Source organism: Bacteroidota bacterium (genome assembly GCA_016711505.1).
In the GTDB taxonomy this organism is placed as follows: domain Bacteria; phylum Bacteroidota; class Bacteroidia; order AKYH767-A; family 2013-40CM-41-45; genus JADKIH01.
The window spans coordinates 172,611-198,948 of record JADJSV010000004.1; the positions used below are offsets into that span (position 1 = coordinate 172,611).

Annotated in this window: 19 protein-coding genes; 8 read left to right on the forward strand and 11 right to left on the reverse strand. The window is 36.5% G+C overall.

The annotated features are described in order from the left end of the window. Positions 1–20: 20 nt before the first annotated feature. From IPL24_08735 to IPL24_08785, 11 genes are all read right to left on the reverse strand, one after another. Positions 21–755, reverse strand: a complete 735-nt coding sequence (locus IPL24_08735) for a tetratricopeptide repeat protein (GenBank protein MBK8363757.1) — start codon at positions 753–755, stop codon at positions 21–23. Positions 756–775: 20 nt separating this feature from the next. Further along, positions 776–2,680 (reverse strand): protein BatD, encoded by a 1,905-nt coding sequence (locus IPL24_08740; GenBank protein ID MBK8363758.1) that lies wholly within the window; start codon positions 2,678–2,680, stop codon positions 776–778. A 3-nt stretch (positions 2,681–2,683) separates the two neighbouring features. Next, a complete protein-coding gene (locus IPL24_08745) occupies positions 2,684–3,439 on the reverse strand; it encodes a tetratricopeptide repeat protein (protein ID MBK8363759.1) in 756 nt (251 codons plus the stop codon). 4 nt (positions 3,440–3,443) lie between these two features. Continuing rightward, entirely contained in the window at positions 3,444–4,481 is a 1,038-nt protein-coding gene (locus IPL24_08750; GenBank protein MBK8363760.1) for a VWA domain-containing protein, read from the reverse strand. A gap of 1 nt (position 4,482) precedes the next feature. Continuing rightward, positions 4,483–5,466, reverse strand: a complete 984-nt coding sequence (locus tag IPL24_08755) for a VWA domain-containing protein (GenBank protein MBK8363761.1) — start codon at positions 5,464–5,466, stop codon at positions 4,483–4,485. Between the two features lie 8 nt (positions 5,467–5,474). Next, positions 5,475–6,458: a hypothetical protein gene (locus IPL24_08760; protein ID MBK8363762.1), complete on the reverse strand. Its 984-nt coding sequence runs from the start codon at positions 6,456–6,458 to the stop codon at positions 5,475–5,477. Positions 6,459–6,469: 11 nt separating this feature from the next. Beyond that, entirely contained in the window at positions 6,470–7,348 is an 879-nt protein-coding gene (locus tag IPL24_08765) for a DUF58 domain-containing protein (protein ID MBK8363763.1), read from the reverse strand. 153 nt (positions 7,349–7,501) lie between these two features. After that, positions 7,502–8,485: an AAA family ATPase gene (locus IPL24_08770; GenBank protein ID MBK8363764.1), complete on the reverse strand. Its 984-nt coding sequence runs from the start codon at positions 8,483–8,485 to the stop codon at positions 7,502–7,504. Between the two features lie 220 nt (positions 8,486–8,705). Beyond that, entirely contained in the window at positions 8,706–9,971 is a 1,266-nt protein-coding gene (locus IPL24_08775; protein MBK8363765.1) for an ABC transporter permease, read from the reverse strand. After that, on the reverse strand, positions 9,968–11,065 hold the full coding sequence (locus tag IPL24_08780) for an ABC transporter permease (GenBank protein ID MBK8363766.1): 1,098 nt from the start codon (positions 11,063–11,065) through the stop codon (positions 9,968–9,970). The genes IPL24_08775 and IPL24_08780 overlap by 4 nt, the downstream gene beginning before the upstream one ends. A 41-nt stretch (positions 11,066–11,106) precedes the next feature. Continuing rightward, positions 11,107–12,954 carry a hypothetical protein gene (locus IPL24_08785; protein ID MBK8363767.1) on the reverse strand — a complete coding sequence of 616 codons (1,848 nt, stop codon included), beginning with the start codon at positions 12,952–12,954 and terminating at the stop codon, positions 11,107–11,109. Positions 12,955–13,140: 186 nt separating this feature from the next. Between IPL24_08785 and IPL24_08790 the strand changes: the two genes are divergently transcribed. The 8 genes from IPL24_08790 to IPL24_08825 all read left to right on the forward strand — a co-directional run bounded on the left by IPL24_08790 (position 13,141) and on the right by IPL24_08825 (position 26,324). Further along, positions 13,141–14,355 (forward strand): hypothetical protein, encoded by a 1,215-nt coding sequence (locus tag IPL24_08790; protein ID MBK8363768.1) that lies wholly within the window; start codon positions 13,141–13,143, stop codon positions 14,353–14,355. Between the two features lie 32 nt (positions 14,356–14,387). Beyond that, positions 14,388–15,458 carry a hypothetical protein gene (locus tag IPL24_08795; protein ID MBK8363769.1) on the forward strand — a complete coding sequence of 357 codons (1,071 nt, stop codon included), beginning with the start codon at positions 14,388–14,390 and terminating at the stop codon, positions 15,456–15,458. Positions 15,459–15,476: 18 nt separating this feature from the next. After that, positions 15,477–16,850 (forward strand): c-type cytochrome, encoded by a 1,374-nt coding sequence (locus IPL24_08800; protein ID MBK8363770.1) that lies wholly within the window; start codon positions 15,477–15,479, stop codon positions 16,848–16,850. A 595-nt stretch (positions 16,851–17,445) separates the two neighbouring features. Next, complete coding sequence (locus IPL24_08805; GenBank protein ID MBK8363771.1) at positions 17,446–18,279, forward strand: sensor histidine kinase; 834 nt, start codon at positions 17,446–17,448, stop codon at positions 18,277–18,279. Then, the gene (locus tag IPL24_08810; GenBank protein MBK8363772.1) at positions 18,276–18,968 is read left to right on the forward strand and encodes a response regulator transcription factor; all 693 of its coding nucleotides are present in this window, start codon (positions 18,276–18,278) and stop codon (positions 18,966–18,968) included. Before IPL24_08805 ends, IPL24_08810 begins: the two co-directional genes overlap by 4 nt. A gap of 269 nt (positions 18,969–19,237) precedes the next feature. After that, a complete protein-coding gene (locus IPL24_08815) occupies positions 19,238–24,904 on the forward strand; it encodes a T9SS type A sorting domain-containing protein (GenBank protein ID MBK8363773.1) in 5,667 nt (1,888 codons plus the stop codon). 153 nt (positions 24,905–25,057) lie between these two features. After that, a complete protein-coding gene (locus tag IPL24_08820) occupies positions 25,058–25,225 on the forward strand; it encodes a DUF1328 domain-containing protein (GenBank protein MBK8363774.1) in 168 nt (55 codons plus the stop codon). A 1-nt stretch (position 25,226) separates the two neighbouring features. Next, positions 25,227–26,324, forward strand: a complete 1,098-nt coding sequence (locus IPL24_08825; protein MBK8363775.1) for an AI-2E family transporter — start codon at positions 25,227–25,229, stop codon at positions 26,322–26,324. Positions 26,325–26,338 lie beyond the last annotated feature (14 nt).

Sequence of the window (26,338 nt, forward strand, 5' to 3'; positions counted from 1 at the left end):
CTTTTCGATCTCGTTGATCTTTAACCAACCGATTGTACCATTAGCGATACGGATCTTTTCCAACCTTCAAATGGTTCCAGTACCTCAACTTTTGTTCCTTCATGCAGAATGAAAAGATCATTGCCTTTTTCATCAGGTGAACTTTTTACATAGACTGATGAAGAAATTACAATTGCCTGCTCTTCAACCGCTGATATAGAATAAGAGCGGGCCGACAACATATAAGTAGATATTGCCAGGATTGAAAAAATGATGCATGAAATAAAACTCACTTTTTTCATTGAAGATCGCTGTGTGAAAACATAGAATCCTGCTGTCATGAATACAAGCCAGATCATGATCACAAATACAATGCTCCAGGTATTGGCCGGTAATATAGTTGCCATGTTACGAATCCATCTCTTGTAAAATACTTCCGGAACATTGTCGATTCTGTCTACAACTTTTAATGAAGCTATCTTCAGATTGAAGGTGATATCTTCATCGTCAGGTGCAAGTTTTTTTGCACGTTCATAATTGATGATTGCTTTTGGAACATTGCCTTCTTTGAAATAACTGTTGCCTAGATTGAAGTATACTTCTGCAGAAATATTTCCGTTCTTAGTCAGTTCTTCGTAAAGCGAAATTGATTTTGCATAATCCTGCTTCTGATAAGCCATATTAGCTTCATGAAATAAAGTTAATGCATCCTTTTTCTGCGCAAATAGAATGGCGCTCAATGTGAATAAAAGAAGAAGTGTGCTGAGTTTTTTCATTTTTGTTTTGTTTGCCTCTTTTATTTAATTGATCCTTCTAATTTGGTGATGATATCGATTCCTTTTTGATAGATCGATTCATTGCTGTCAGCAATGCCACCGGCGAATCTTGCAAATTCACAACTATCAATTGTATCGATAAATTGTTTTATGATCGACTCATCAACATTTTTAGCCGTCAATTCCGTCGCAACTTTTTCTTTTGACAGATCGGCAACAGGGATCTGAAGTTTGTCACCGATAAAGCCCCATAGCGCGCGGAACATTTCGTCAAGGAATTTATCTTTTTCGTTAGAACTGAGATATTTTTTTGCAGCACTGAGTCTTTTCATTGCTGCTTTATTTGCACGCTGACTCTTTACTAAAGAAACATTTCCCATTAATTTCTCATTTCTTCTTCTTACTCCAAGTAATACAAAGAAGAGTAGAGCAGGAGCTCCGATCAGACTATAGAAAAGAGGACTGCCAAAGATCGGATCCATTGATCTGCTAAAATCCGGAGTTTGTGTTTTAATAAACCGGATATCTTTTCCAAGTAGCTGAACATCGCTTCTCTGAACGTTGCCTGAAACTGTAACCGAATTGCCATCACCTTTTGTAACTTTCAGCATCATGTCCGGAAAATCAATTCCTACATACTGTTTCTTCTCAAGATCAAAATAAATAAATGAACTGATAGGAATTTTAAAATCTCCGGCATTGCGAGGGATGATCAGATATTCAAACGTCTTTGTACCGGAAACACCTGAATTATTTGCATTGATGTTTGAATTCTCTTTCGGGTCATAACTTTCGAAATCAGGAGGGAAGGTGATTTTTGGAGATTCAACCAATTTGATATTCCCTTTTCCTGATATTTTTACTTTCAGCGTTACAGCTTCATTTGCTTTGGTTTCTTTTTTGTCCAGCGAAACTTCGCAAGATAGTCGTCCAACTGCTCCTGAAAAGTCTACCGGTGCTCCTGCTGGAAGCGACTTTACAGCAATTTTAATGGGATCACTTTTCAAATTTACTTTTACGTCCCTTACGCTATTATTGAAAAATGGATTATTGAAGAATGGGTCATTGAAAAACTGGCTGAATGGATCATTACTCTTTTGTTGCTGTTGTTTTTTAATTTGAACACGGGCAATTACCTGTGCTTCCATTGGGTCAACAATAAGAGTTCCGGCGCGTTGTGGAAAAAGAACAATTTTTTTTATCTCAGCGACATTGTAACTTACTCCATCATATGTCTCAGGATGAAATTCGATTTGTTGTGGCAAAACAATTTCCTGTTGCCAGAAACCTGTGAATGAAGGGAATTTTGAAGGTGCGTAGTCAAGTATCGACATTTTAGTAAAGTATAGTTTATACGTTACAACAATGCCTTCTCCCTGATAAGAATTTGTTTTGTCGACAAATGCTTTTATAAAAACATTTTTACCTCCACCTTCAATTGTATTTTCTTGAGAGTTATTATTCTGTCCTTGGTTACCCTGGCTTTTAGCTTGCGGATTGCCTTTAGTTACTGTAATAGTTAATGGATTACTATAAATTTTACTGGACCCAACAGTGATCTCTGCAGCTCCAAATTTAAACACTCCTTCTTTTGTAGCTTGCAGAACATATGTAAATGAAATTGTTTGAGAAACGGACCCATTAATGATCTGCATCTGCTGACTTTGACTCGGCCCCATTACAACATTAAAATCCTGAAACGTAGGAGCCTTAAAGCCTTTACCGGAAGCATTCAATGAATAAGTAATTTGTACCTGTTCACCGGTTGCGATTGTTGTAGCGGAAGCACTGGCAGTAAGTTTTTCATTCTGCGCTTTTATTGCGGTATGAAAACTAACATGAATATGACAAGATAAGAAAGAGTAATTCTTCCAAACAGATTTGTCATATTTGATATATTTAAGTTCATTCTGATTTATCTTTATTACTTACCATTGTTTCTCAATAGAAATTTTGGTTCCTGCTTTCGTATTTATTTTTTTCTGCGTCTTCTTCTCGTCATTATTTAATGCCTGAAGAATTTTATCTGCATCTTCTTTTGAGATCTTATCTTTCTTTGCTTGATTTTGTTCGCCCTTTTCTTCTTTTGGTTTCTGTTCTTGATCTTTCTGTTGCTCTTGCTTCTGCTGGTCTTTTTTCTGCTGATCCTGATTTTGTTTTTGTTGATCTTGCTTCTGCTCTTTATTCTGATCCTTCTTGTCGTCTTTGTTCTGTTGTTGTTGCTGCTGTTGCAAACGCGATTGAGCATAAGCGAGGTTGTACCTGGTATCGTTATCTTTCGGATTTGCTTTCAGAGCATTTTTATACGAATTAATACTTTCCTGGTATTTCTGTTCTTTGAGGAAAGCATTACCTAAATTATGATATATTTTTGAAACATCTTCCTTACTTAACGATTTTAACGCTCCTGCACTTTCATATTGCTTCGCTGCTTCGTCAAATTTGCCTTGTTTGAAATAGGCGTTGCCAAGATTATAACTTCCTTCCTTCACATTTTTACCTGATGTAATCGTCTTTCTATAGTTTACCTCAGCATCAGTATATTTTTTTTGCTCGAATTGCTGATTTCCTTTTTTGATCAGGTCATAACTACTTTGTGCAATTCCATTTTGACTGAAAGCAATCATCAGAATGCCGAAAGTCAAAATGAACGACGATGTATATTTTATCACGAGCTTTTTCATCTGATTATTTTTTTTCATTGAAAAGATCCATTTGTTGAATCACTTTACTGCGTTTATTTGTGATCGTAAATTCGATCAGGAGTAATAACAGTCCTGCTGCAAGGAAATACTGAAAACGATCTTCGTAATCTGTGAATTGTTTTGTGCCAAAACTCTTCTTATCCATTTTCTTTACCTGACCTAAAATTGTCTCCAGGCCATCATCACTATTGGAAGCTTGAATAAACTGACCTTTGCCTTCATTAGCAATTTGTTCTAAAGTTAAGGTTTCAAGTTTTGTGATAACTGTGTTGCCGGCATTATCCCGCATGAAGTCTGTTTGTATACCATTCTTGAAAACAGGAATTGGTGCACCATCGGGTGAACCCATTCCAATTGTATGAATGACTACTCCTTTTGCATGGGCCTGCTTTGCCGCTTCTATTGCATCGTCCTCGTGGTTTTCTCCATCTGTGATAATGATCAGAGCTTTGTGTTTATTGTCTTCTCCAACAAACGATTCAGTAGCAAGATCTATTGCACAACCAATACATGTTCCTTGTGTAGGTATCAGATCAGTGTCAATATTCGAAAGAAACAATTTAGCGGCAGCATAGTCAGATGTGATCGGTAACTGCACATAAGCCTGTCCTGCAAAAACGATCATTCCTATTCTGTCGTTCTCTAGTTTATCAATTAATCTGCTGATCGATTGTTTGGATCTCTCCAGACGACTGGGTTTAATATCCTGCGCTTTCATTGAATTACTTACATCCAATGCAATGATGATATCAACTCCTTCACGCTTTACTTCTTCAAGTCTGGTTCCTATCTGCGGATTTGCACAAGCAATTACAATCAATGCAATTGCAAATAGAATTAAAACAAGCTTAGTGACAGGTTTTGTTTTGGAGACATTCGGTGAAAGTTTTTCAACTAACAATAAATCGCCGAATTTCTTTCTTGCTTTTTTCTTCCATCGAAGATTGTAGAAATAGACAATAAGTATGACAGGCAAGACTGCCAAAGCATACAGATATTCCGGATGTGCGAATCGAAACATTTTATGGCAGTTTTTTAAATAATGTGAATCTTAATAGTATGTCAAGTACAAGCAATAGGAGGGCACCTAAAGCAAGTGGATAAAATTCTTCTGTGTAATTATGAAATTCCGTTACATCAATTTTTGTCTTTTCCAGTTTGTCGATCTCTGAATAGATCTCTTTTAACTTTCCTGTATTCGTAGCACGGAAGTATTTCCCATCTGTTTCACCAGCTATCTTTTTTAATACAGGTTCGTCGATCTGAACTTCTACATTCTGATATTGAATTCCAAAAGGTGACTTGACCGGATAAGGAGCCATTCCGCGGGTTCCAACTCCAATTGTATAAACCCGGATTCCGAATGTCTTTGCAATTTCACCAGCTGTTTCAGGTGCAATTGATCCGATGTTATTGACACCATCCGTAAGCAATATCACAACTTTACTTTTGGCCCTACTGTTTCTGATCCGGTTGACTGCTGTACCTAATCCTTCACCAATTGCAGTTCCATCTGCAAGAATTCCGGATTGAATTCCGGCGAAAAGGTTTTTCAACACTGAATGATCTGTTGTGAGTGGACATTGAGTAAAACTTTCTCCTCCAAAAACAACTAATCCGATCCTGTCGTTAGGACGACTATCAATAAATTCCTCTGCAACTTTTTTGGCTGCTTCAATTCTGTTTGGTTTCAGATCTTCTGCAAGCATACTTGACGAAATGTCAAGTGCCATCATGATGTCAATTCCTTCTGTCTTAATATCACGTCCACTCAAACTTGATTGTGGACGAGCAAGCGCAACAATGGCTAATGAAAATGCTAGCAGCTTTAATACAAATGGGAGATAATGAAATCGTTGCCGGAATGATGGCCGCATACCATCGAAATTTTCAAATCCGGAAAACTGGATCTGCGTACGTTTTTTATTGAGGTAGAAAAAATAAAACGCTATCATTACCGGAATTAACAGGAATAACAGGAAGAAGTATGGATTTGCAAATTTAATTCCGTACATCATGATTTAGCCCCCTCACTTTTTTGCGGATCATTTACATTTGTAACCTGTACTGCCGGAATAGTTGAATTTACAAAATCATATGCATAGGCAATTGTCTGTTCGTTTTCCAAAGCGATCGGTTCTACTTTCGCAAATTTCACCATGTCGGCCAATTGAAGAATATACTGCAGTTTTTCTTTTTCACCGGCGCTTATTTGTTTTGGTCCGAATAATTTCAAAGTCTCATCACTGGTTTGTTCCATTGCATGAATCCCGAATCGTTCTTCAATATATTCCCTTATCGAATCTGAAACTTCAATATGATACTTTTTCACGAAACCATTCTGCCATAACTTTTGCTCTTCAATTGATTTAAGTTTCTGAATTGTTCTGATATGAGCAGGTGTCTTTGGTTTTGGTGGTGCTATTATTACAACTTTTTTCCGTTTGGAGTAACGGATTGCGAGATAGATCAATCCTGCTATAAGTAAAAGTCCGCCGATCAGATATGGAAGTTTCTCTTTCCATGGATAAGGAACATTCATCAACGGTTTGATGTCTTTAATTTCTTTTGTAGTATCAACAGAAATTGTTCTTACTCCCATCAGCAAAGCTTCAGTAGTTAAAGTATCTGCTACGCTGTTTTTTAAATTTCTGACTAAAAATGGAAAAGGTGGTAAAACAAAAAAACCGGAGTCGAAAGAAGTAACTGTAAATTGCTGTCTTAATTTAAGTGGATTGGATGCAGGGACAGTATCTATTTTCCCTCTGTTCACAATCTCAAAATGATTAAAAGTGTCAGGCAAAACAGGAAAAAGTACTTCTGTATTTGGATACGCAATAGCATTCAACTCCAGATGGAATTGTTCTCCGATACGGATCTGATTTGTATCGACCAATGCCTTTACGATTCCTTCTGAACTACTTGCATTTGTTTTTATACCGATGCAAATCAGAAAAAGGAAATTTACTATAATGAAATTTTTTATTTTCTTAAACATACTTAAATTCTCTATTTACCTAATCGCCCGCGTTTTTTGAACAGATACATCAATGGTTGTACATATGATTGATCCGTTCTTACTTTAGCCTGATCAACACCGCTCTTTGCAAAAACCTCTTTCAGTCTTTTGTCATTCATCTCCCAGTTTCTCTTGTATAAAGCTCTGACTTTTGCATCAGATGTATCTACTACCAGTCTTTTTTCGGATTCAGAATCCTGTAACTCCATCAAGCCGATATCCGGCAATTCTGTTTCCCGTTTATCGTAGATCTGAAGAGCGACTACATCATGTTTTTTATTTGCAAGCTTTAATGCATCTTCAAACTTTGAATCACGGAAATCAGAGATAACAAAACAAATGCATTTCTTCTTGATTACATTTACCATGTATCGAAGTGCTTCTGAAATATTTGTTTTTTTATGAAGTGGTTTAAATTCTATCAGCTCTCTTATGATCCTTAAAATATGAGACTTTCCTTTTTTAGGCGGAATGAACTTTTCTATAACATCACTAAAGAAAATAATTCCGATTTTATCGTTGTTCTGAATTGCAGAGAAGGAGAGAACCGCACATAATTCGGTAATAAGATCTTTCTTGAATTGATTATGTGTTCCAAATGACTCAGAGCCGCTGACATCAACAACAAGCATTACCGTCAGTTCTCTTTCTTCTTCAAAAACTTTCACGAATGGATGACCAAACCGGGCAGTTACGTTCCAGTCGATCATTCTTATATCATCACCCGCTGTATATTCACGCACCTCACTAAAAGCCATTCCACGGCCTTTGAAAGCACTATGATATTCACCGGAGAAGATCTGAGAAGATAATCCCCTCGTCTTGATCTCGATCTTGCGAACTTTTTTTAATAACTCGGTTGTTTCCACTTTTTTAATTAATAACTAAAAATGACTATTTAAATAGTGCTTTTTTATTTCTACTTATGACTTCTTTTTGTTTTTTTTGCTTTTTTCTTTTTGTTTTTTTGTCTTTCCTCGAAAGATTACGAATTGCGAAAGACAAAAACGAGAAACGAAACACTAAGGAACCTCTACAGCATTCAATATCTCATTAATGATCGATTCACTGGTTACATTTTCTGCTTCTGCTTCGTATGTAACTCCGATTCTGTGGCGCATTACATCATGACAGATCGCTCTTACGTCTTCAGGGATTACATAACCACGACGTTTAATGAATGCATAGGCTTTGGCTGCAAGAGCTAAGCTGATACTTGCACGGGGTGAGCCACCATAACTGATCAGTTGTTTAAGGCTTCCTAAATTGTAATCTTGCGGTGAGCGTGATGCAAAAACAATGTCTACAATATACTTTTCAATTTTTTCATCCATATAAACTTCACGGACTACGCTTCTTGCTTTTGTGATCTCTTCAATATTCACCATCGGTGATACTTTTGGAAAATCGTTGCTGATATTCTGACGAATGATAAGCTTTTCATCTTCTTTTGTCGGATAGCCGATCACAATTTTCAACATGAAACGATCGACCTGAGCTTCAGGTAATGGATACGTTCCTTCTTGTTCGATTGGGTTCTGTGTTGCAAGAACTAAAAACGGTTCATCAAGTTTGAAAGTACTGTCACCAATTGTTACTTGTCGTTCCTGCATAGCTTCCAGTAAAGCACTTTGCACTTTAGCGGGAGCACGGTTGATCTCATCTGCTAGAATGAAGTTTGCGAATATTGGTCCTTTACGAACTGTGAATGATTCCTGTTTTTGATTATAGATCATTGTCCCAATTAAATCTGCCGGTAAAAGATCCGGAGTAAACTGGATACGACTGAATCTGGCATGGATAGCCGATGAAAGTGATTTGATCGCAAGTGTCTTTGCTAATCCGGGAACACCTTCAAGCAGGATGTGGCCATTCGCAAGCATGCCAATCATCAATCGCTCGGTCATGTACTTTTGTCCAACAATGACTTTTCCTAATTCCATCATCAATAGCTCGACAAATGCTGACTCGCGATGAATTTTTTCGTTGATTTCTTTAATATCCATGATACTGAGACTTATTTTTTTTTCGGTTAATTGTTTATTACATTTTGTGTGCCTTTGTCACGCAATATGCCATGATTTGTAAAAGTAAAAGTGATCCCCCCGATTGTCTGAATAAATAAATTCTGTGTTGATTCAGAATGCAATTTTATTAAAAAATCAATGAATGCAATATGAATCGACTCGTTAAAAAATGTTAACAAGCCGTATACAGTTTTACTATTCAATAGAGTTTCTTTCCATATTTATTGAGCGTAACCAATAACACTGTAATTGCCAGTCCGGGGAATACAACGAGCCACCAAGCCATAAAATTCTCTTTCGCAGCAAACATCAGTGTTCCCCATGTTACTGTACCTGCAGGAAGTCCAACACCAAGGAATGAAAGTCCTGTTTCAAGCAGAATTGCTGATGCAACACCGAATATCAATACAGTTATAATTACCGGTGAAATGTTCGGTAATATATGCTTAAATAGTATGTCTTTTATTCTTGTACCAATCGACTTTTCAGCAAGAATAAAATCTACTTCTCTTAGTTTCAATACTTCAGCTCTGGTGATTCGTGCTATATCTGTCCATGAAGTAAATCCGATGATCAGGATCAAGGTACTGATGGAAGGTCTGCTGATTGCAGCAATTGTGAGAATTAATACCATTCTTGGGAGTGAAAGGAATATTTCAATGATGCGCATGATTATAAAATCAACGGGAATAGAAATACTTTCTGAAAAATAATTTTTCCCCGGAAATCTGATCTTCAAAAATAAAGGCCATAAAATTATTGAAAAGAATAATAAGATGGTTAGCAGCAGACTAATGATTCCTGTAAGGATAGAAAGTGAGAAGCTGGTTGAAACAAAATCTGATGGAAGTATGAAGGAATAATAATATGCAGGTATTACCGCAAGCAAAAAATAAACTGAAAAGATCCGTTGTGTTTTTAAATTATAATCACCCAGATATCCTGCTAATCCTCCAATGATAACTCCAAAAAATCCAGCGATGAACATTGATGCAAATCCTATCCATAAGGATATCCTTGTACCATGAATCAATCCTGCTAATACATCTTCACCGCTTCTGGTTGTTCCCAGATGATGTCTTTGAAAAAAGGGAAGAACAACTTTTTCTCCCTGATCATTTATAAAGAACTGTTTGGAAAAGGGCGATGCGTAATTTCCATTCTCGAGATCTGACTGACCGGGTGACCATTGAACGAAAGTAAAAATGCTGAAATCAGATCTCAGATTTTTCCAGTCAATAGTTTCGGTTCTTATTTTTTCTTTTTGACCATCCTTGGTTATTATTTCAAAATATGGATCTGAAGTGAAAGCAGGAAAATGTAAATTGCCATTGTATTTTATGATCAGAGGCTTTTCATTGGCAAGTACCGGAGCTAATAAGGCTATCAATAAATAGAATTTTAAAATGCCCGGAAGACGTTTAAAATTAAATTGAGAAATAAATCTAGCCGTTTTGTTTTTCATTTCATCTTATTTTGAAATGAAATTCTTGGATCGGCAACTGCATAAAGTATATCACTTAAAAGAAAACCAAGCATTGTAATAATACCGGTAAACAAAAATATAGTTATTACAACAGGATAATCCTGAGAACTAATACTCTGAAATATCGTGAGGCCCATTCCCGGAATATTGAAGATCGTTTCAAGTACAACTGAACCACCGATTGCATAAGGAAAAACATGACTGAAAATTGTTATCAATGGAAGTAAAGCATTTGGTAAAGCATGCTTGTATAAAATTCGCTTTTCATTGAGTCCTTTTGCTCTTGCTGTTCTTATATAATCCTGTTTTAAAATATCACCAATTGTGCTTTTTACATTTCCTGTAAGAAATGCAAATGAACTATACGTATAGGTAATAGTTGGAATGATGAGATAGGGTAGCGTACTAAAGAAAATCTCAGTGGCAGATGATCCTGAATCAAATCCACCTGCGGGCATTACACCACTTGATGGAAATAAATTCATCATCTCCGGATTGCAAAATAAAAACATAAGAAACATGGCTACCCAGAAGGCAGGAATAGAAAATAATACCGTAAATAATAATGTGTAAAACCGGTCTTTTTTAGATCCCGGTATCAATGCCAGTTTTAATCCTAGCGGAATACTGATGAGATAGGCAAAGAATATTGAAATAAAAGTAAAGAATAACGACCATCCTACTTTCGATTGAATAATATTGATAACAGGTTCGTTGGTCAGATAAGAGTTTCCAAAATTTCCACTAAAAATTCCTCTTGAACGATCATCACCAAACAACCATTTTGAGAATTGATTATGGTAGTGAAACTCAACAGGAGGAATGATCGAATGCTTGTCGGAAAAAGTAAAGTAAAAGACCGGAAGATCTAATCCTAACCGGTGCTCTATTTCTGTTCTGACTTTATTATCGTTTTCTGAAGGAGAAGAAGAATTCATCTCGGGATGTTGCCCGGCCAGAATCTGATCAACCGGATCTCCCGGAGCATTCTTCAGCAAAAAAAATGAGAGAAGTACCAGGATAAACAATCCGGGTATAAATATCAAAATTCTTCTCAAGAGGTATTTCTGCATTTGTCAAATCTACTGAACCTCTAAAGTACTCTTTACAAAGGTCAGGGTGTAGTTCCGTTCTGCAGAGTTATAACAGGATTTATTGACAATAATCTCAAAGGATTTATCAAAGTGCCAGGCCTGTCAGCAAAGATCATTCTGTTCGCAAAACGCTTGTGAATAATATTTCTGCGCATGGAAGTATATAAAAATACATATGGCTGATCTTCGTAAATAATTTTCTGTAATTCTTTTGAAAGAGAATCTCTTTTCGTCATGTTTATTTCTGTTCGGATAGAATCGATAAGAGCATCTGACAGATAATTTCCAAATCCGGAATAATTAGATCCATGATTGCTCCAGTTTGATGTATGCCATAATTGAGTGAAGTCTTCTGAAAAAGATCCTGCCGCCCAGCTCCCGAGCATCATATCAAAATTATGTGATCTTGCGCGTTCAATAAATAGTTTTAATTCCATTGGAACAGGATTGATCTTTACGCCTATTTGTTTTAGCTCTTCGCTTATCAATAATGCCATATCGCGCCAATCGGGAGAGGTATTCAGATAATTCAGATCAGCTTCAAAATTTATTTTTCTGCCGTCGATCACGCGGTCAAGAATTCCATCGTTATCACTATCTGTCCACTTTGAATCCTTTAAAAGTTTTGCGGCCTGCTTCAGGTCAACTTTCAATGGTTGTAGCTCTGAATTGAATTCTTTTTTTAATGGTGAAACATTCGCAATCATTTGCCGGCATTGACTGCTGTACTGAGCATAAATAAGTTTTGTGATCTTCTCAATAGAAATACTCAGAGCAATTGCTCTTCTCGTATTTTTATCTGTGAAAAGCGGGTTTCTGTTTGCTTGCTTTGGTCGTTGATTTAACCCAATGTAAGTGTAGTTGTAAGTAGGCGAAACAAATGAGCTGTAATTGTTTTTGAATGTTGCATTTTCATTCAATGCAAGAAAACCGCTCATAGAAATATTATTTGTTACATCGAAATTCTGATTCTTAAATTCAAGCTGTTGTGAATTATCGTCCTTGTTGATCTTGTAAATAATTTTTTCAGGAAAAGAATGTTCGTGATAGTCCAGAGAGTTTTCTGTCCAGTGATTCTTCTTTTTTAAAAGCGTAATAAATTGTCCTGATTCCCAACGCTCAACTTTATACATACCTAGTCCGTTAAGATATTTCGGATCACGACCATTTTTATCAGAATTAAATTCGTTTGCCCAATCGCTTAACTCTTTTTCATTTTCTGCCCGGAATGAAGTATCATTAAACTGTTCCAGAGAATAGTTGGCAAGAATATTTCCCGGATCATGAAATTTTCTTTGCAAAACAGGAAATGAACCAAACCAATATTGGTTTTGAATGTTCCTTGCTTTCATAATTACCTGAAATTTGTTTTTGTCATTTTCATCCTGAATAATATTTTTCAGATTCCGCCAGTAAGTTTTCACTGCCGGATCATTTACCAGTGGACACAAATATGCTTTTGCTGTAAAGAGTACATCTTCGAAGGTGAAAGGAGTTTTATCGTCCCACTCAGGGCCCGGTTTCAGTTGATATATATATGTAAGGCCATCAGCTGATGCAACAGGTGAAGTTTTAACAAGGCCTGCGATCATGCTTTGGTTCTCGAAATCTGTATATAGGATCGATCGCTGTGTAAGTAGCATGATCTCACTTCTCGGTGCTGAATTTCCATTTGTAGGATGCAAATTATCAGGGTCAGAAATGGAATGGACTATAACAGTATTTTCATTTGACCAATCTGCATGCATTTCACGCTCATCTTCGATCCTTGAAGAAATTCCGGAAATTGGAGTCAGTGCAGACTCTTTTTTATCCTTACAATGCGTCAAACATATAATCGCTAAAATGCCGGTCAGAATTTTTTTCAAATCGTTGTATTTTGGACTGAAATATCAGTAATTTTTAAGTTATACTTAAAATTTATTCTATGATTACAATATATTATATTGAATTCCAGAAATATACCTGTTAATAAATAATATGAACTCTTATTTGGAATTAATCTAAATAAGATGCACTTTTGCCACCGAATAATTAGAATCAATCTAAATAGTATGAAAAAATGTTTATTATTAGTAATATCTGCATGTGCACTAATTCAAATATCGCACGCCCAGACTTCAGTAACTGCTGAGGATTCAATGCTGAAAGACACAACAAGTCATGAAACTTCAATCGGCGGATACGGCAATGCTTTTTATCAGCGTGACAATAACCTGGAAACTTCGACAGTAAATCTTGAGCGATTTGTTTTATTCGTTGGACATAAATTTAACAGCAAATTTTCTTTTTTCAGTGAACTGGAAGTTGAAGATGCTAAAGTTGAAGGTGGAGAAGAAGGAGGAGAAGTTGCACTTGAACAATGTTATATACAGTATAATGTAAACCCAACTCATTTCTGGAAGTTTGGATTATTTATTCCTCAGATTGGAATTTTAAATCAGAATCATTTGCCGGAAACGTACAACGGAAATGAAAGAAACAGAATAGAAACATTAGTAATACCTTCAACATGGCGCGAACTTGGAGTTAGTTTCAACGGAAGTTTATCGAAACTTCCTGTTTCATATTCAATAGCGCTTGTAAACGGATTGAACTCCGCCGGCTTTGAACATGGAAATCTGATTCGCGGTGGAAGATTTGAGGGTAGGAATGCATCAGCTAACAATCTTGCACTTACAGGTGCTGTAGATTATTCATACAAAAAATTAAAATTCCAGATCAGCGGATATTATGGCGGATCAGTAGGACTTTCTCCACGTGAAGCAGACAGTCTGGAACTTGAATCCGGGATCTTTGGTTCTCCGGTTGGTATCGCTGAAGCCAATGTAAGATATAACAGTGGTAGATTTTCTTTCAAAATACTGGCGGCAACAGTTTCAATTCCCAAAGCAGCATCAATAAACCGTGCTTATGCAAGCAATACTCCTGCAATGGCTTTTGGTGGTTATGCTGAAGTTGCTTACTCAGTTTATAAATCTAAAAGTTCAGATAGCAAAGCAAATCTGATGGCTTTCGCACGCTATGAAAAACTGGATTTGAATTCAGACATTCCTACAAATGGAATTATCGATCCAACTTTAGATCAACAGCATATTGTTATTGGATTAACATATTTACCAATTAATAATGTGGTATTCAAAGCCGATGTCAGAATGCAAACTACAGGTGATCAGAATCCCGCACTCATTATTAATCCTAGTCCAACGGCTCCTGCTTACGAAACAAAAAATTCGTTTGTAAATCTTGGAATCGGATATAGCTTCTAATCATTATTCATTATTAACTACTAATTATTTCCATGAAACATACCTTCCTGACCCTGGCCATCATCAGTATTCTTTTTTCATCAGGTTGTAAAAAAGAAGAAGTTGTTACTGAACCCAATAACTCACAACTTGAACAAGACATATTAAATGATTTTGCAAGTGTTTTAGTGTATCCGAATTATTCTGAAATATACACCCGGTCAAATTCTATGAATGCTCTTGTTCAATCGTTCGTTACTAATCCTGATGAACCAACACTTGAACTTATTCGTCAGGCATGGAAATCGACAAGAAGTCAGTGGGAATTATCTGAAAGTTATTTATTCGGACCGGTTGATGATTTCAGTTATGATCCAATGATGGATACATGGCCAATCAACCATGTCGATCTTGATTCATTGTTATCAACAACAGATGCATTAACACCTGCATATATAGCAACTCTTCCGACTTCTTTAAAAGGATTTCATCCGATAGAGTATTTGATTTTTGGTTTGTCAGGCACACGAAGTGCAGGTGATTTTACTGCCCGGGAACTGGAATACCTGTCATCATTAAGTACAGATTTAAATTCTATTACTTTGAGTTTGAAAAATAGCTGGGATCCTGCTCAGCCGGGGAATTTCTCTGTTCAATTGAAAACTGCCGGAAATGGTAGTAATCGTTTTGCTTCAAGAAAGGATGCCTTTATTACCATTGTGAATGCAATGGCAGGAATTTGTGATGAGGTGGCGAATGGAAAAATGGAAGATCCTTTAGTAGCGCAAGACTCATTACTTGAAGAATCTCAATTTTCACATAATTCACTGGAAGATTTCACGAATAATATTCGTGGTGTCAGAAATAGTTATTTATGTACTTTTACAACTGATGGTAAGGGATTAAATGAGCTCGTTGCTTCAATGAACATTTCACTGGATAATTCTATCAGATCGAAAATTGAAGCTGCGATAAATTCGTTTTCTGCAATTGACCCGAATTATGGCAGAGCGATCTATTATCAGCAAGTTCAGATTATGAATACACAAAGTCTGATCAACGATCTGAAATCAACGCTTGAAACAGACCTGATCGATTTCATCCAAACAAACGTAAAAGATTAATTTAGATCAAGTGAAATGATGAAAAAGTTTTTTTTCGGTGCAGTGATATTTTCATTTATTTTTGGATTAAGCAGATGCCGGAAAGCTGAACTTTTTCCTGAAGATGATTTTGATGAAAGATTAAGTGGTGGTTCACAGACAACATTTGATTTCACTGCTCAGGCATTCAGTCATGCCTTTGCAGGTCTTTCAGGATACGATGAGGGAATACACGATCTTGGTGATGCACACTTCGAGCAATCGTTTGTAACTGCACCTGCAATGTTTTTTGGTGGGTTAGGACCTGCGTATAATAATACTTCTTGTGTCTCTTGTCACCATAACGACGGTAAAGGTGTACCGAATGCAGGTTTTGCTGAATCATCACTGTTGATGAGAATCAGCACTGATGGAACTGATGAACACGGTGGAAGCATTGCTGTTCCAGGATACGGGACACAAATTCAGGATAAGTCTGTTCTGGGGAAATTTAAGGAAGCTACAGTAAATATTAATTATTCTTATCAGACATTTACTTTTCCTGATGGAGAGGCATATGAACTACGCACTCCTGTTTATACATTGACTGATCTGCATATTCCTATTAGTGTTCCTTATACTTTATCGCCAAGACTTGCACCGCCTGTCTTTGGTCTGGGCTTGCTTGAGAACATTTCTGAAATGGATATAATTGCCAATGCTGATCTCTCAGATAGTAACAACGATGGAATCAGTGGCAAGCCTAACTATGTATGGGATCCTGTTCAAAGTAAGATGATGTTAGGTCGGTTCGGACATAAATCGAATACTGCTACTATCCTCACACAAGTTGCCGCAGCTTACAACAATGACATGGGAATTACGAGTAGTGTCTTTCAAAATGAAACTACACATGGTCAGTCGCAAACGGATCTTCTGGCTGATGATCCGGAAGTGCCGGATAGTATTTTGCATGCAGTAAAATTTTATGTTCAGACATTACAAGTACCTGCCAGAAGAAATGTAAATTCAGCAGAAGTTATTCGTGGAAAACAATTATTCGATCAGGCAAAGTGTGGCGTTTGTCATACACCAACTTTCAGAACATCTGTAAATGTTGCTTTTCCTGCTATGTCAAATCAGTTGATTCATCCTTACACTGATTTGTTGGTACACGATATGGGATCTGGTCTTGCAGATAACCGCTCTGACTATCGTGCTGATGGAAACGAATGGCGAACAGCCCCTCTTTGGGGAATTGGATTATATGAGACAGTAAATTACCCGGCATATTATCTGCATGACGGTCGCGCAAGAACATTGGTTGAAGCAGTAATGTGGCATGACGGTGAAGCGCGTTCTTCTGTTGATTTTGTAAAACAATTATCTACTTCAGACAGAAAAGCACTTTTTGCATTTTTGAAGTCTCTTTAGTGTAGGGGCTTATTGAAAAAAAATTAACACTAAGATCACTAAAATTTGTCACAAGAGCACAAGTGATGGTTTTTTCATAAGTGTTCTTGTGACAAATTTTAGTGGACTTAGTGTTTTATTTTTCAATCATACGAGTTTTTTCTTTTGATATTCATGTTATCTGCCTCTATAAATAACTTTATCATCGCAAAAGGTTTGATTTCTTGACATTTTAGGTCATTTTTGCACCTGTGTTTCGACACATTAAACCCTAAAAATGTCCCGAAAGTACATTCAGATTTTCCTTCACGTCCTTGCTTGCTTTGCTTTTTTAGCCTTTGCGGTTTTACTTGCACCCGGTCCTGAAATTAACTCCCAAACCATAACAAATCCTCATACATTAAGAGATATCATTTCATATTTTTTGATCTTTCTTTTTTTCTATCTGAATTTTTATTTTTTATTGCCAAAATATTATTTCAAGAAAAAACATTTCAGGTATATATTTTCTGTCCTCTTTTCATTCGCATTGGTAATAATCGTTCCACGTCTTATTTTCTTCAGTGAAAGGCATCACATTGAAAGACATCAACGGTTCCCGGGACCGCCGTCGGAAATGAGAGCGGAAGAAAAGTTTCATCATGATAAATTTCCGGTGAATAAAGATGGATCAGATCCAAGTCATGAAGTTAATGCTGACTCAGAACACAATCATCCAATGCCTCCTCCGGGAAGAAGAAGACATTCTGAATTTTATGGTTTTGATTTACATCATTTAGCTTTTGAAGCTACACAAAGTTTTATACTTTTTATTTTTGTGATCCTGTTCTCATTGGTCATCAAAACCAGAAATAAACTCCGAAGCGCGGAAAAAGAAAAATTAAATGCGGAATTATCATATTTAAAGGCTCAGATTAATCCGCATTTTCTGTTTAATACATTAAATAGTATTTATTCACTTGCAATTGAGAAGTCAGATTACACTCCAACCGCTGTTGTAAAGCTTTCCGGAATGATGCGGTATGTGCTAACGGAATCTTCAGCTCAATACGTTTCTCTTGAAAAGGAGATCAATTACATCAGAGATTTTGTAGATCTCCAGAAATTAAGAGCCGGAGATACTGCTGATGTTCAATTTGACGTTTCAGGAGATTTTATAGGAAACAGAATTGCACCCCTGATATTGATTGCATTTATTGAAAATGCATTTAAACATGGTGTAAACCCTGAAGAGAAATCAGTTATTGTAATTAGATTGGTTGTTACCGGTAAAAAATTACATTTGATTGTTAAAAATAATAAAGTAAATTTAAATTCTGATTTGAGTAATCAGGTTGGTCTGGAAAATACAATCAATCGTTTGGATCTTATCTATCCTTCCAAATACACACTTCATTTCAGAGATAAAGACAATGAGTACAGAGTTGAATTAATTCTTGAGCTGATATGATCAAAGCAATTGCAATTGACGATGAACCACCTGCATTAAAAGTGATTGAAAGTTTTTGTTCGCAGGCAGAAAATATCGAATTGGAGAAAACTTTTACCAGTCCTAATGAAGCCCTGAAGTACTTACGGAAATTTCCCGTTGACCTGATATTCCTGGATATTAATATGCCTTCCATAACAGGTATTGATTTTTATAAATCACTGGAGAGAGAAACGATGGTGATCTTTACAACTGCATATAGTGAATATGCAGTTGAAGGATTCAACCTGAATGCTGTCGATTATCTTTTAAAACCATTTACACAGGAACGTTTTCAACAAGCTATAAAAAAGGCGAATGATTTCTATTCTTATAGCCGTCAGGTTCCGGGAACTATAAACCAGTCACTTTATATTAGAGCAGATTATAGTCTGATAAAGATCAATTATGAGGATATTGTTTTAATTGAAAGTCTCGACGATTATCTGAAGATCTATCTTTCTAACGATAAGATCATAGTTGCCAGAATGACAATGAAGTCAATGGTAGAAAAACTTCCTGCAACAGAATTTATTCGTGTTCACAGATCTTTTATTATACCTCTCAGCAGGATTAACCATGTCAGAAATAAAATAATCTCTATCTCCGGAAAGGAAATTCCAATTGGTGGAAATTATGAAGAAGCCTTTTTTAACGTATTTAAGTCATAATATTAATTCAGCGGTGTAAGTTCTGCCTCGCTTTTTAGAGAACCTTAAGTTGCCTTTTGGATAGAAGTAATTATCGTTTGTGGTGATAATTTCAACTTTCTATGACAAAAAGGGACATTGTTAGAGGAAGGAGAGGTAAAGGTCGTATTGGAATGCGGCCTCGTGTGGTTCAAAAATTGAAACTTAAATGGGTGGTGATTTTTGCGTCTTGTTTTCTCTTTCTTTCCGGTCTAGTATTTTATCTATTGACATTTTTAAATGTCAAAACCATGTTTGCAAGCACTTTGTATACATGGAATGGGTCTGTCAATTCTTTATGGACTGAACCGTTAAATTGGACACCAAATGGTATTCCGGATTCTACAGATATGATTTCTATTTCCGGAAGTGTAAATCCATTGTTGATGGATGGCGACAGGAAAATTGCAAGCCTCACATGTAATAATTCATCTAACATTGATCTGAGTGGATTTGTCTTAAGTCTATCAGGTAATTTTATTTCTAACGCCGGTTCACTCATTGAATTAAATGGAGGTGTAATTATTATTTCAGGTAATGCTAATTTTAATGGTGGAATAGTTTCCGATTCTGATTCATCAGGATTTGTTATGACAACAGGTTCAAGCTGTGTTTTTGGTAATTCAAGCGGCGGTCCAACCATGAATGCTATGGTAAATGTGAATGCAGGAAATGTTACTCTGCGTTCTACAACATTTAACAGAGGTGTTATTATTTCCAAACGTGGTTCGGGAAATGACAATTCGTTTGGTGGAAATACATATAACGGTATAACTGAAATTATAAATAATGGAACAGGCAATTTAGTTTTATCAAATAATGTCCGTGATGTTTTTAATCAGATTGTAACATTCAGTAATAACGGTAGTGCAGGAATTTATCCCGGGTACAATGATGCAACCGGTACTTTATTCAATGATAGCGTTTATGTAAATTGTTCTGCAGGTGCGGGAATTTATTTTAGCGCCGGTTCAGGGAATTCGATTTTAGCAGAGAGTAAGCGAATAAATATCGGTTTGAACAGATTTTCTGCAGGGACACTTTCACTCAGACATTTTACTACATCGACTTCAATAGATCAAAATCTTTTATTAACCGGAACTGCAATTGCTTCATTTGGACCGGCAACTACATTCGGAAATGAATTAAAAGTTGAAGCTCCGGGAATTTTACTGAATGGTGCAGTGTTTAGCTCAAAAGCATCTCTTACAAAAACAGGGACAGGTAATAATTCCGGCGCAGGTGGAAATATTTTTAATGATTCAACACAAATTATTAATTCAGGTACGGGATTTCTTTTATCCGGGAATACACTGCCTGATAATTTTAATGCTGCGCTTTCTATTTCTAACCCAGGGACCGGTGATATATACCTTGCACACAATTCAGCAGGTAATATATTTAATAATGTTGTTACGATCAGTAATTCAGGAAGCGGTTCAACTAACAGAGTATTTATTTGTGAAGGTAGCGCTGCTGCAACTGCCACCTTTAACAATGATCTGAATCTATTCAATACAAGTTCGGGAAACGGTGCAATAATTCGATTCAATTTACGTGGACGGTCTTTATTCAAAGGTGATCTTTATATTAATAGTTCTGTTGGTGCCTTGTCAAGCGGAGTATCATTTGGCGGTTCCGGATATGCGGGTTCAGCTGAACTGGATTCTTTACATACAATTCATTTTGGACCGGATGGTTTTTCTGGCGGTACGTTATCGCTTGTAAATTTTTATAAGCCGGGGACCGATAGTTTACAACTTGAAACTAGCGGCAGTTCAGGAATTACCTTAGGTCCAGGAACAACAATTGGTGGTTCATTCAAATCGACTTCTTCTGCAATTACCTTAAATGGATGTAATTTTTATGGTCTTACTAATATTATAAAGACAGGAAGTTCAAATGATCTTGGATCAGGAAGAAATATTTTTTACCGGAACACAGAAATCATTAACAATGGTGCCGGAAGTTTTACAATGGCAAACACAAACCCCGATACTTTTTACAGCGATGTAAGTTTCATTAATTCAGGAACAGGTACTTTACAATTAGCACAAAATGCTGCGGGAAATTTATTCAATGGAAAGGTGACACTGGATAATAATGGTTCAGGAGCAAATAACAGGATGTTCATCTGTGAAGGCAATGCTAACGCTTCTGCAATATTCAATGATACCGTTTTTGTAAATAATATTTCAACGGCATCATCTGCATATATCAGATTTAATCTTAGAGGTACAACACTCTTTAATGAGGAAGTCATTCTTTCAAGTACAGGCGGAACCGGTGGTGGAAGTAATGGAGTTTATTTTGGATGGCCCGGTTATACAGGTTCTTCAACTCTTGCAGCAGGCAAACATTTGTCTTTGGGAAATTCAGGTTATACAAGAGGAGTTTTAAGTTTAATTCGTTTTAATAAACTCGGTGTGGAGAGTGACAGTCTTCTGATGGGGAGTGGTTCTGCTTTAGTGTTAGGTCCGAACCTGATCTGGAATGGTGATTTGTCAGTCACTACTGGTGGTGTAAATCTGAATGGAGGAATATTTTCAGGTGATGTTTACATTATTAAAACGGGAACGCTTTCTGAAACGGGTACAGGAGGAAATACATTTGGTGGTCAGTTTTCTCTTATCAATAGAGGTACAGGAAATCTTGTACTTGGAAATACTTCACCGGATATTTTTTCGGGTGATGCAATTTTTACTAATGCCGGAACTTCATACATGCAAATTGCCAATGGTTCGGCAGGAAATATTTTCAATGGAACAGTTACATTGAATAATTCGGGAAGTGGTTCAGATAATAGAATACTCCTTGCAGAAGGCAGTGCCCTGGCAAGTATTGTATTTAATAATGATGTTTTTGTAAACAATGTTTCAACTGCAACAGTGGGAATAATCCGTTTCAACTTACGCGGGACGTCTGCATTTAAAGGAAATATTGAGTTGAATAACACTGCAGGTGCTGGAACCGGTAGTTGCGGGATCTTTTTCGGACTTGCAGGATATACCGGATCAGCAAATCAGGATGCGGGTAAAAATATCAGAATCGGAAGTTCAGGTTTTGCAAGTGGTAGTTTACATCTCGTTCGATTTACACAAAATGGAAATGAACCGGATTCACTTGTGTTAAGTCCTAACAGCGTACTTACGCTTGGACCGCTCAGCAGGCTAGGAGGCAATGTTTATTCGACTTCAGGATCTCTGAATTTGAATGGATGTACTTTCGATGGGACTGCTGATCTAAAAAAAACAGGAACTACCAATGATAATGGAACAGGAGGAAATACTTTTTCCGGAAATTCTGTCATTACAAATTCCGGAACAGGTTATTTATTACTTGGCAATTCTCTGCCTGATATATTTTCATCTGATCTCAATCTGAATAATAATGGAACAAGTTATATTTACATTGGACATAATTCAGCAGGCAATCAATTTAATGGTTCTACAGTGTTCAATAATTCAGGCACAGGTACTGATACCAGAATAATGATAGGTGAAGGTAATGCTGCTGCAACAAATACTTTTTCCGGCGACGTTGTTGTGAATAATGTGTCTACGTCAACGGATGGTTTTGTGCGGTTTAACCTGAGAGGAACAACTACGTTTTCAGGTAATGTTTTTGTAAATTCTACCCTTGGAACCGGATTGAATAACGGAGTTGCTTTTGGATGGCCCGGCTATAGTGGTACTGCTTCGATTGCGTCTGATAAAACAATAACGATAGGCTCGACTGGATTTTCAAAGGGAACTTTGTTGTTTCAGAATTTCACGCAACATGGTTCAATTCCGCACTCATTTAATCTTTCAGGAACGGGTATAATCACATTTGGAAGTAATTCAACATTTAATGGTAAGGTGAATGCAGTATCTCCTGACATTTATTTAAACGGTACTACTTTTAATGACACTGTAAATTTTGAGAAGACCGGAAATAACAATATCAGTTGTAATGGTGGAAATGTATTTGGAGGAAATTCGTCTTTAGTAAATTCCGGTAGCGGAAATTGGGTCTTTTCAAATATTACGAAGGATATATATAACGGCGATCTGACTCTGAAAAATATTTCAACCGGATCAATTTATTCCGCACATAATGATGCAAGCGGAACCCGTTACAATGGAAACTTAACAATAGAAAATTTATCATCCGGTACAATCAGGTTTGGACAAGGTACCGGGACATCTATTCTTGCTGATGGGAAAGTGATTTCCATTGGTGCATCGGGTTTTACCAATGGAATTTTGTATTTGAGAAATTTTTCGCAAGTTGGAAATCAGGCTCAGAATCTTATTATTCCTTCCGGTAGTACAACCATTTATCTTCAAACAGGATCGGTATTTAACGGCACATTGAATGTGAATTCACCGCAGCTATATTTAAATGGATCTGTGTTTAATGACACAGCTTCATTTACAAAAAACGGATCCGTCAATAATTATTGTATTGGTGGCAATACTTTTCAGGGAATTACATCTATCAGGACAACTGGTACAGGTAATTTTTATCTGGCAAACACATCACCCGATAATTTTAATTCTAATGTCAATTTCAATCAGGATAGTAGCGGAATTCTTTTCCCGGCATATAATGGAATGAACAATTTCAGAGGCGATATCTCAACTGTCGGTTCTGATACTCTCATTACCTTTGCTGCTGGTTCGGGAACTGTAAATTTCGCAGGGTTTAATTCTCAGAATATTTATGGAGATTCAATTCGTGCACCACGCATTCGCAGAATGAGTATGAACAATTCTTCAACCGGGTTAACATTGAATGTCCGGATTAATATTTATGGCTCATTAGCGCTGGTAAATGGAGTTGTTCATACTTCAAATTCCGCATTATTAATTCTGGAGAATGGAATCTCTTCAATCAGTTCTGTTTCTGATCAGAGTTTTGTTAATGGTCCGGTACGAAAAATCGGTAATCAGGCTTTTACTTTTCCTGTTGGAAAAAATAATCGATACAGGCCTATAGGAATCAGTGCACCCGGATCGGCTTCTGATCAGTATACAGCAGAATATTTCTATTCTGATCCTCATACTCTTTATAACACTAACAATAAAGATTTATCTCTGACAAATGTTTCCAGATGTGAATACTGGTCCTTGATTAAATCCGGTGGTGCAGCAAATCCATTTGTGGCTGGTAGCTGGAATACAAATAGCTGTGGAGTCAGCTCCGTTGCTGATCTAAGGGTTGTACGATGGGATGCTGTGATGTCGAAGTGGCGTGATATGGGAAGTTCTTCTACTTCAGGAACTGTAACTGTCGGCTCTGTTTTGGCCTCCTTAAATTCGTCGGTCTATGGGATTTATTCTATTGGATCAACAACCACTTCGAATGTTCTTCCTATTGAACTCACAGATTTTGATGCTCAATTGCAAAATGATATTGTTCATGTTCACTGGGAAACAATGAGTGAGGTAAACAACGATTACTTTACTATTGAAAGAAGTTCGGATGGAACTTCGTTTTCAAAAATTGGAATTGTTCAGGGAAGTGGTAATACAACTGTGAAACAATCCTATTCATTTGATGATATTAGTCCTTTATCAGATGTATCTTACTATCGTTTAATTCAAACTGACTATGATGGGAAGTATGAAATTTTTGATCCTGTAACTGTTAAAAATTCAAAGTCGGGTAGTGGATTCAGGGTAATGGCAATTGTTCCGAATCCATTCATAGATAATTTGAAAGTTCAGTTCAATGTCGATACCGATATCAATCTGAGTTTTGAATTGTACAGTTTGTCGGGAAATCTTATAACTAACCGGGAAATTCCGGCTTCTTCAGGAAATTCAGAAGTCGAATTTGATCAGGTCGCAGATCTTCCTCAAGGGATCTATATTTTAAAAATTTCAGGCAATGGTAAGATTTTACACTCTGAAAGGGTAATAAAGAACTAAATCTGCATGAATAGTGTAGATATAAATACTCAATATGGGTAATTGATTTTACAAATCTATTTGATTTATATCGCTTTTTTAAGAGGTACTTATTTTGAATACTCTACCGTGTAGATAATTAATTCTAACTCTTATTTAAAAAAATCAAATGTTATGCTAAAGTGGACAGCCATATTTTTTATGATCGCAGTAATCGCAGCAATTTTTGGATTTACAGGAATAGCTGAAGGAGCTGCCTCTGTAGCAAAAGTTCTTTTCTTTATATTTCTGGTTCTTGTTGTAATCACCGCAATTTTAGGGGTTACAATTTTCAAGAAATAGTATGGAAGCCAATGTAACTAAGTTGCCTACCTACGCGAAGCTGTCGTTAATTCTTTTAGGAATTATTATTTTCTTTTATATCCTGGTCATTGGACAAGATATAATAGTTCCAATTGTGTTTTCTTTTATCATTGCAATATTATTAAATCCTGTTGTAAATTATTTTTGCAAAAAAAAAATCAACAGGGTTTTGGCTATTGTCATAACCTTGTTACTGGCGATGGGCCTGGTGGCCGGCTTATTCTATTTTTTAGTTGCACAAATCTCAATGTTTACTGAAAGTTTTCCTGTTTTCAAGGAAAAGTTTTCGGCAATGTTTGATGAAACATTAAAATGGGTTTCGCAAACTTTTAATGTCAGCGAGAAAAAGATAGACGCCTGGATTGAAAAGACCAAAGGCGAAGGAATGAAGATGAGTACAAATGTCATCGGACAGACTCTCGGTACAGTAAGTGGCGTACTTGTGATCGTCTTCTTATTACCTGTTTATATTTTCATGATCTTGTTTTATAAATCACTACTACTTGAATTCATTTCCAGATTATTCAAAGGTAGCCAGCATAAAGTTGCTGAAGATGTTTTGTTCGAATCAAAAGGATTAATACAAAGTTATCTTGTCGGATTATTATTTGAAGCACTAATCGTAGCAGTCTTAAACTCTGTTAGTTTGTTGATCATTGGAATTCAGTATGCGATATTAATTGGAATTATCGGTGCACTTTTAAATTTCATTCCTTATATCGGCGGACTTGTTGCTATTGCATTGCCAATGTTGGTGGCAATTGCTACTGATACTCCGATCGATGCTTTGTGGGTATTTATGGCTTACATTGTCGTACAATTTGTAGATAATAATTTTATAGTTCCTGCTATAGTTGCAAGTAAAGTAAAAGTGAATGCTTTCGTATCGATTATAGTTGTATTGATAGGAGGTGCCTTATGGGGAATTTCAGGAATGTTCTTGTCGATTCCTCTCGTTGCAATCCTGAAGGTAATTTTTGATCGGATCGAAAGTCTGAAACCGTTTGGATATCTTCTGGGTGATGATATGCATGATTCCAGTCGGACCATCTTTCATTTCGGAAAGAAGAAGAAATAATTATCTTTGCTTTC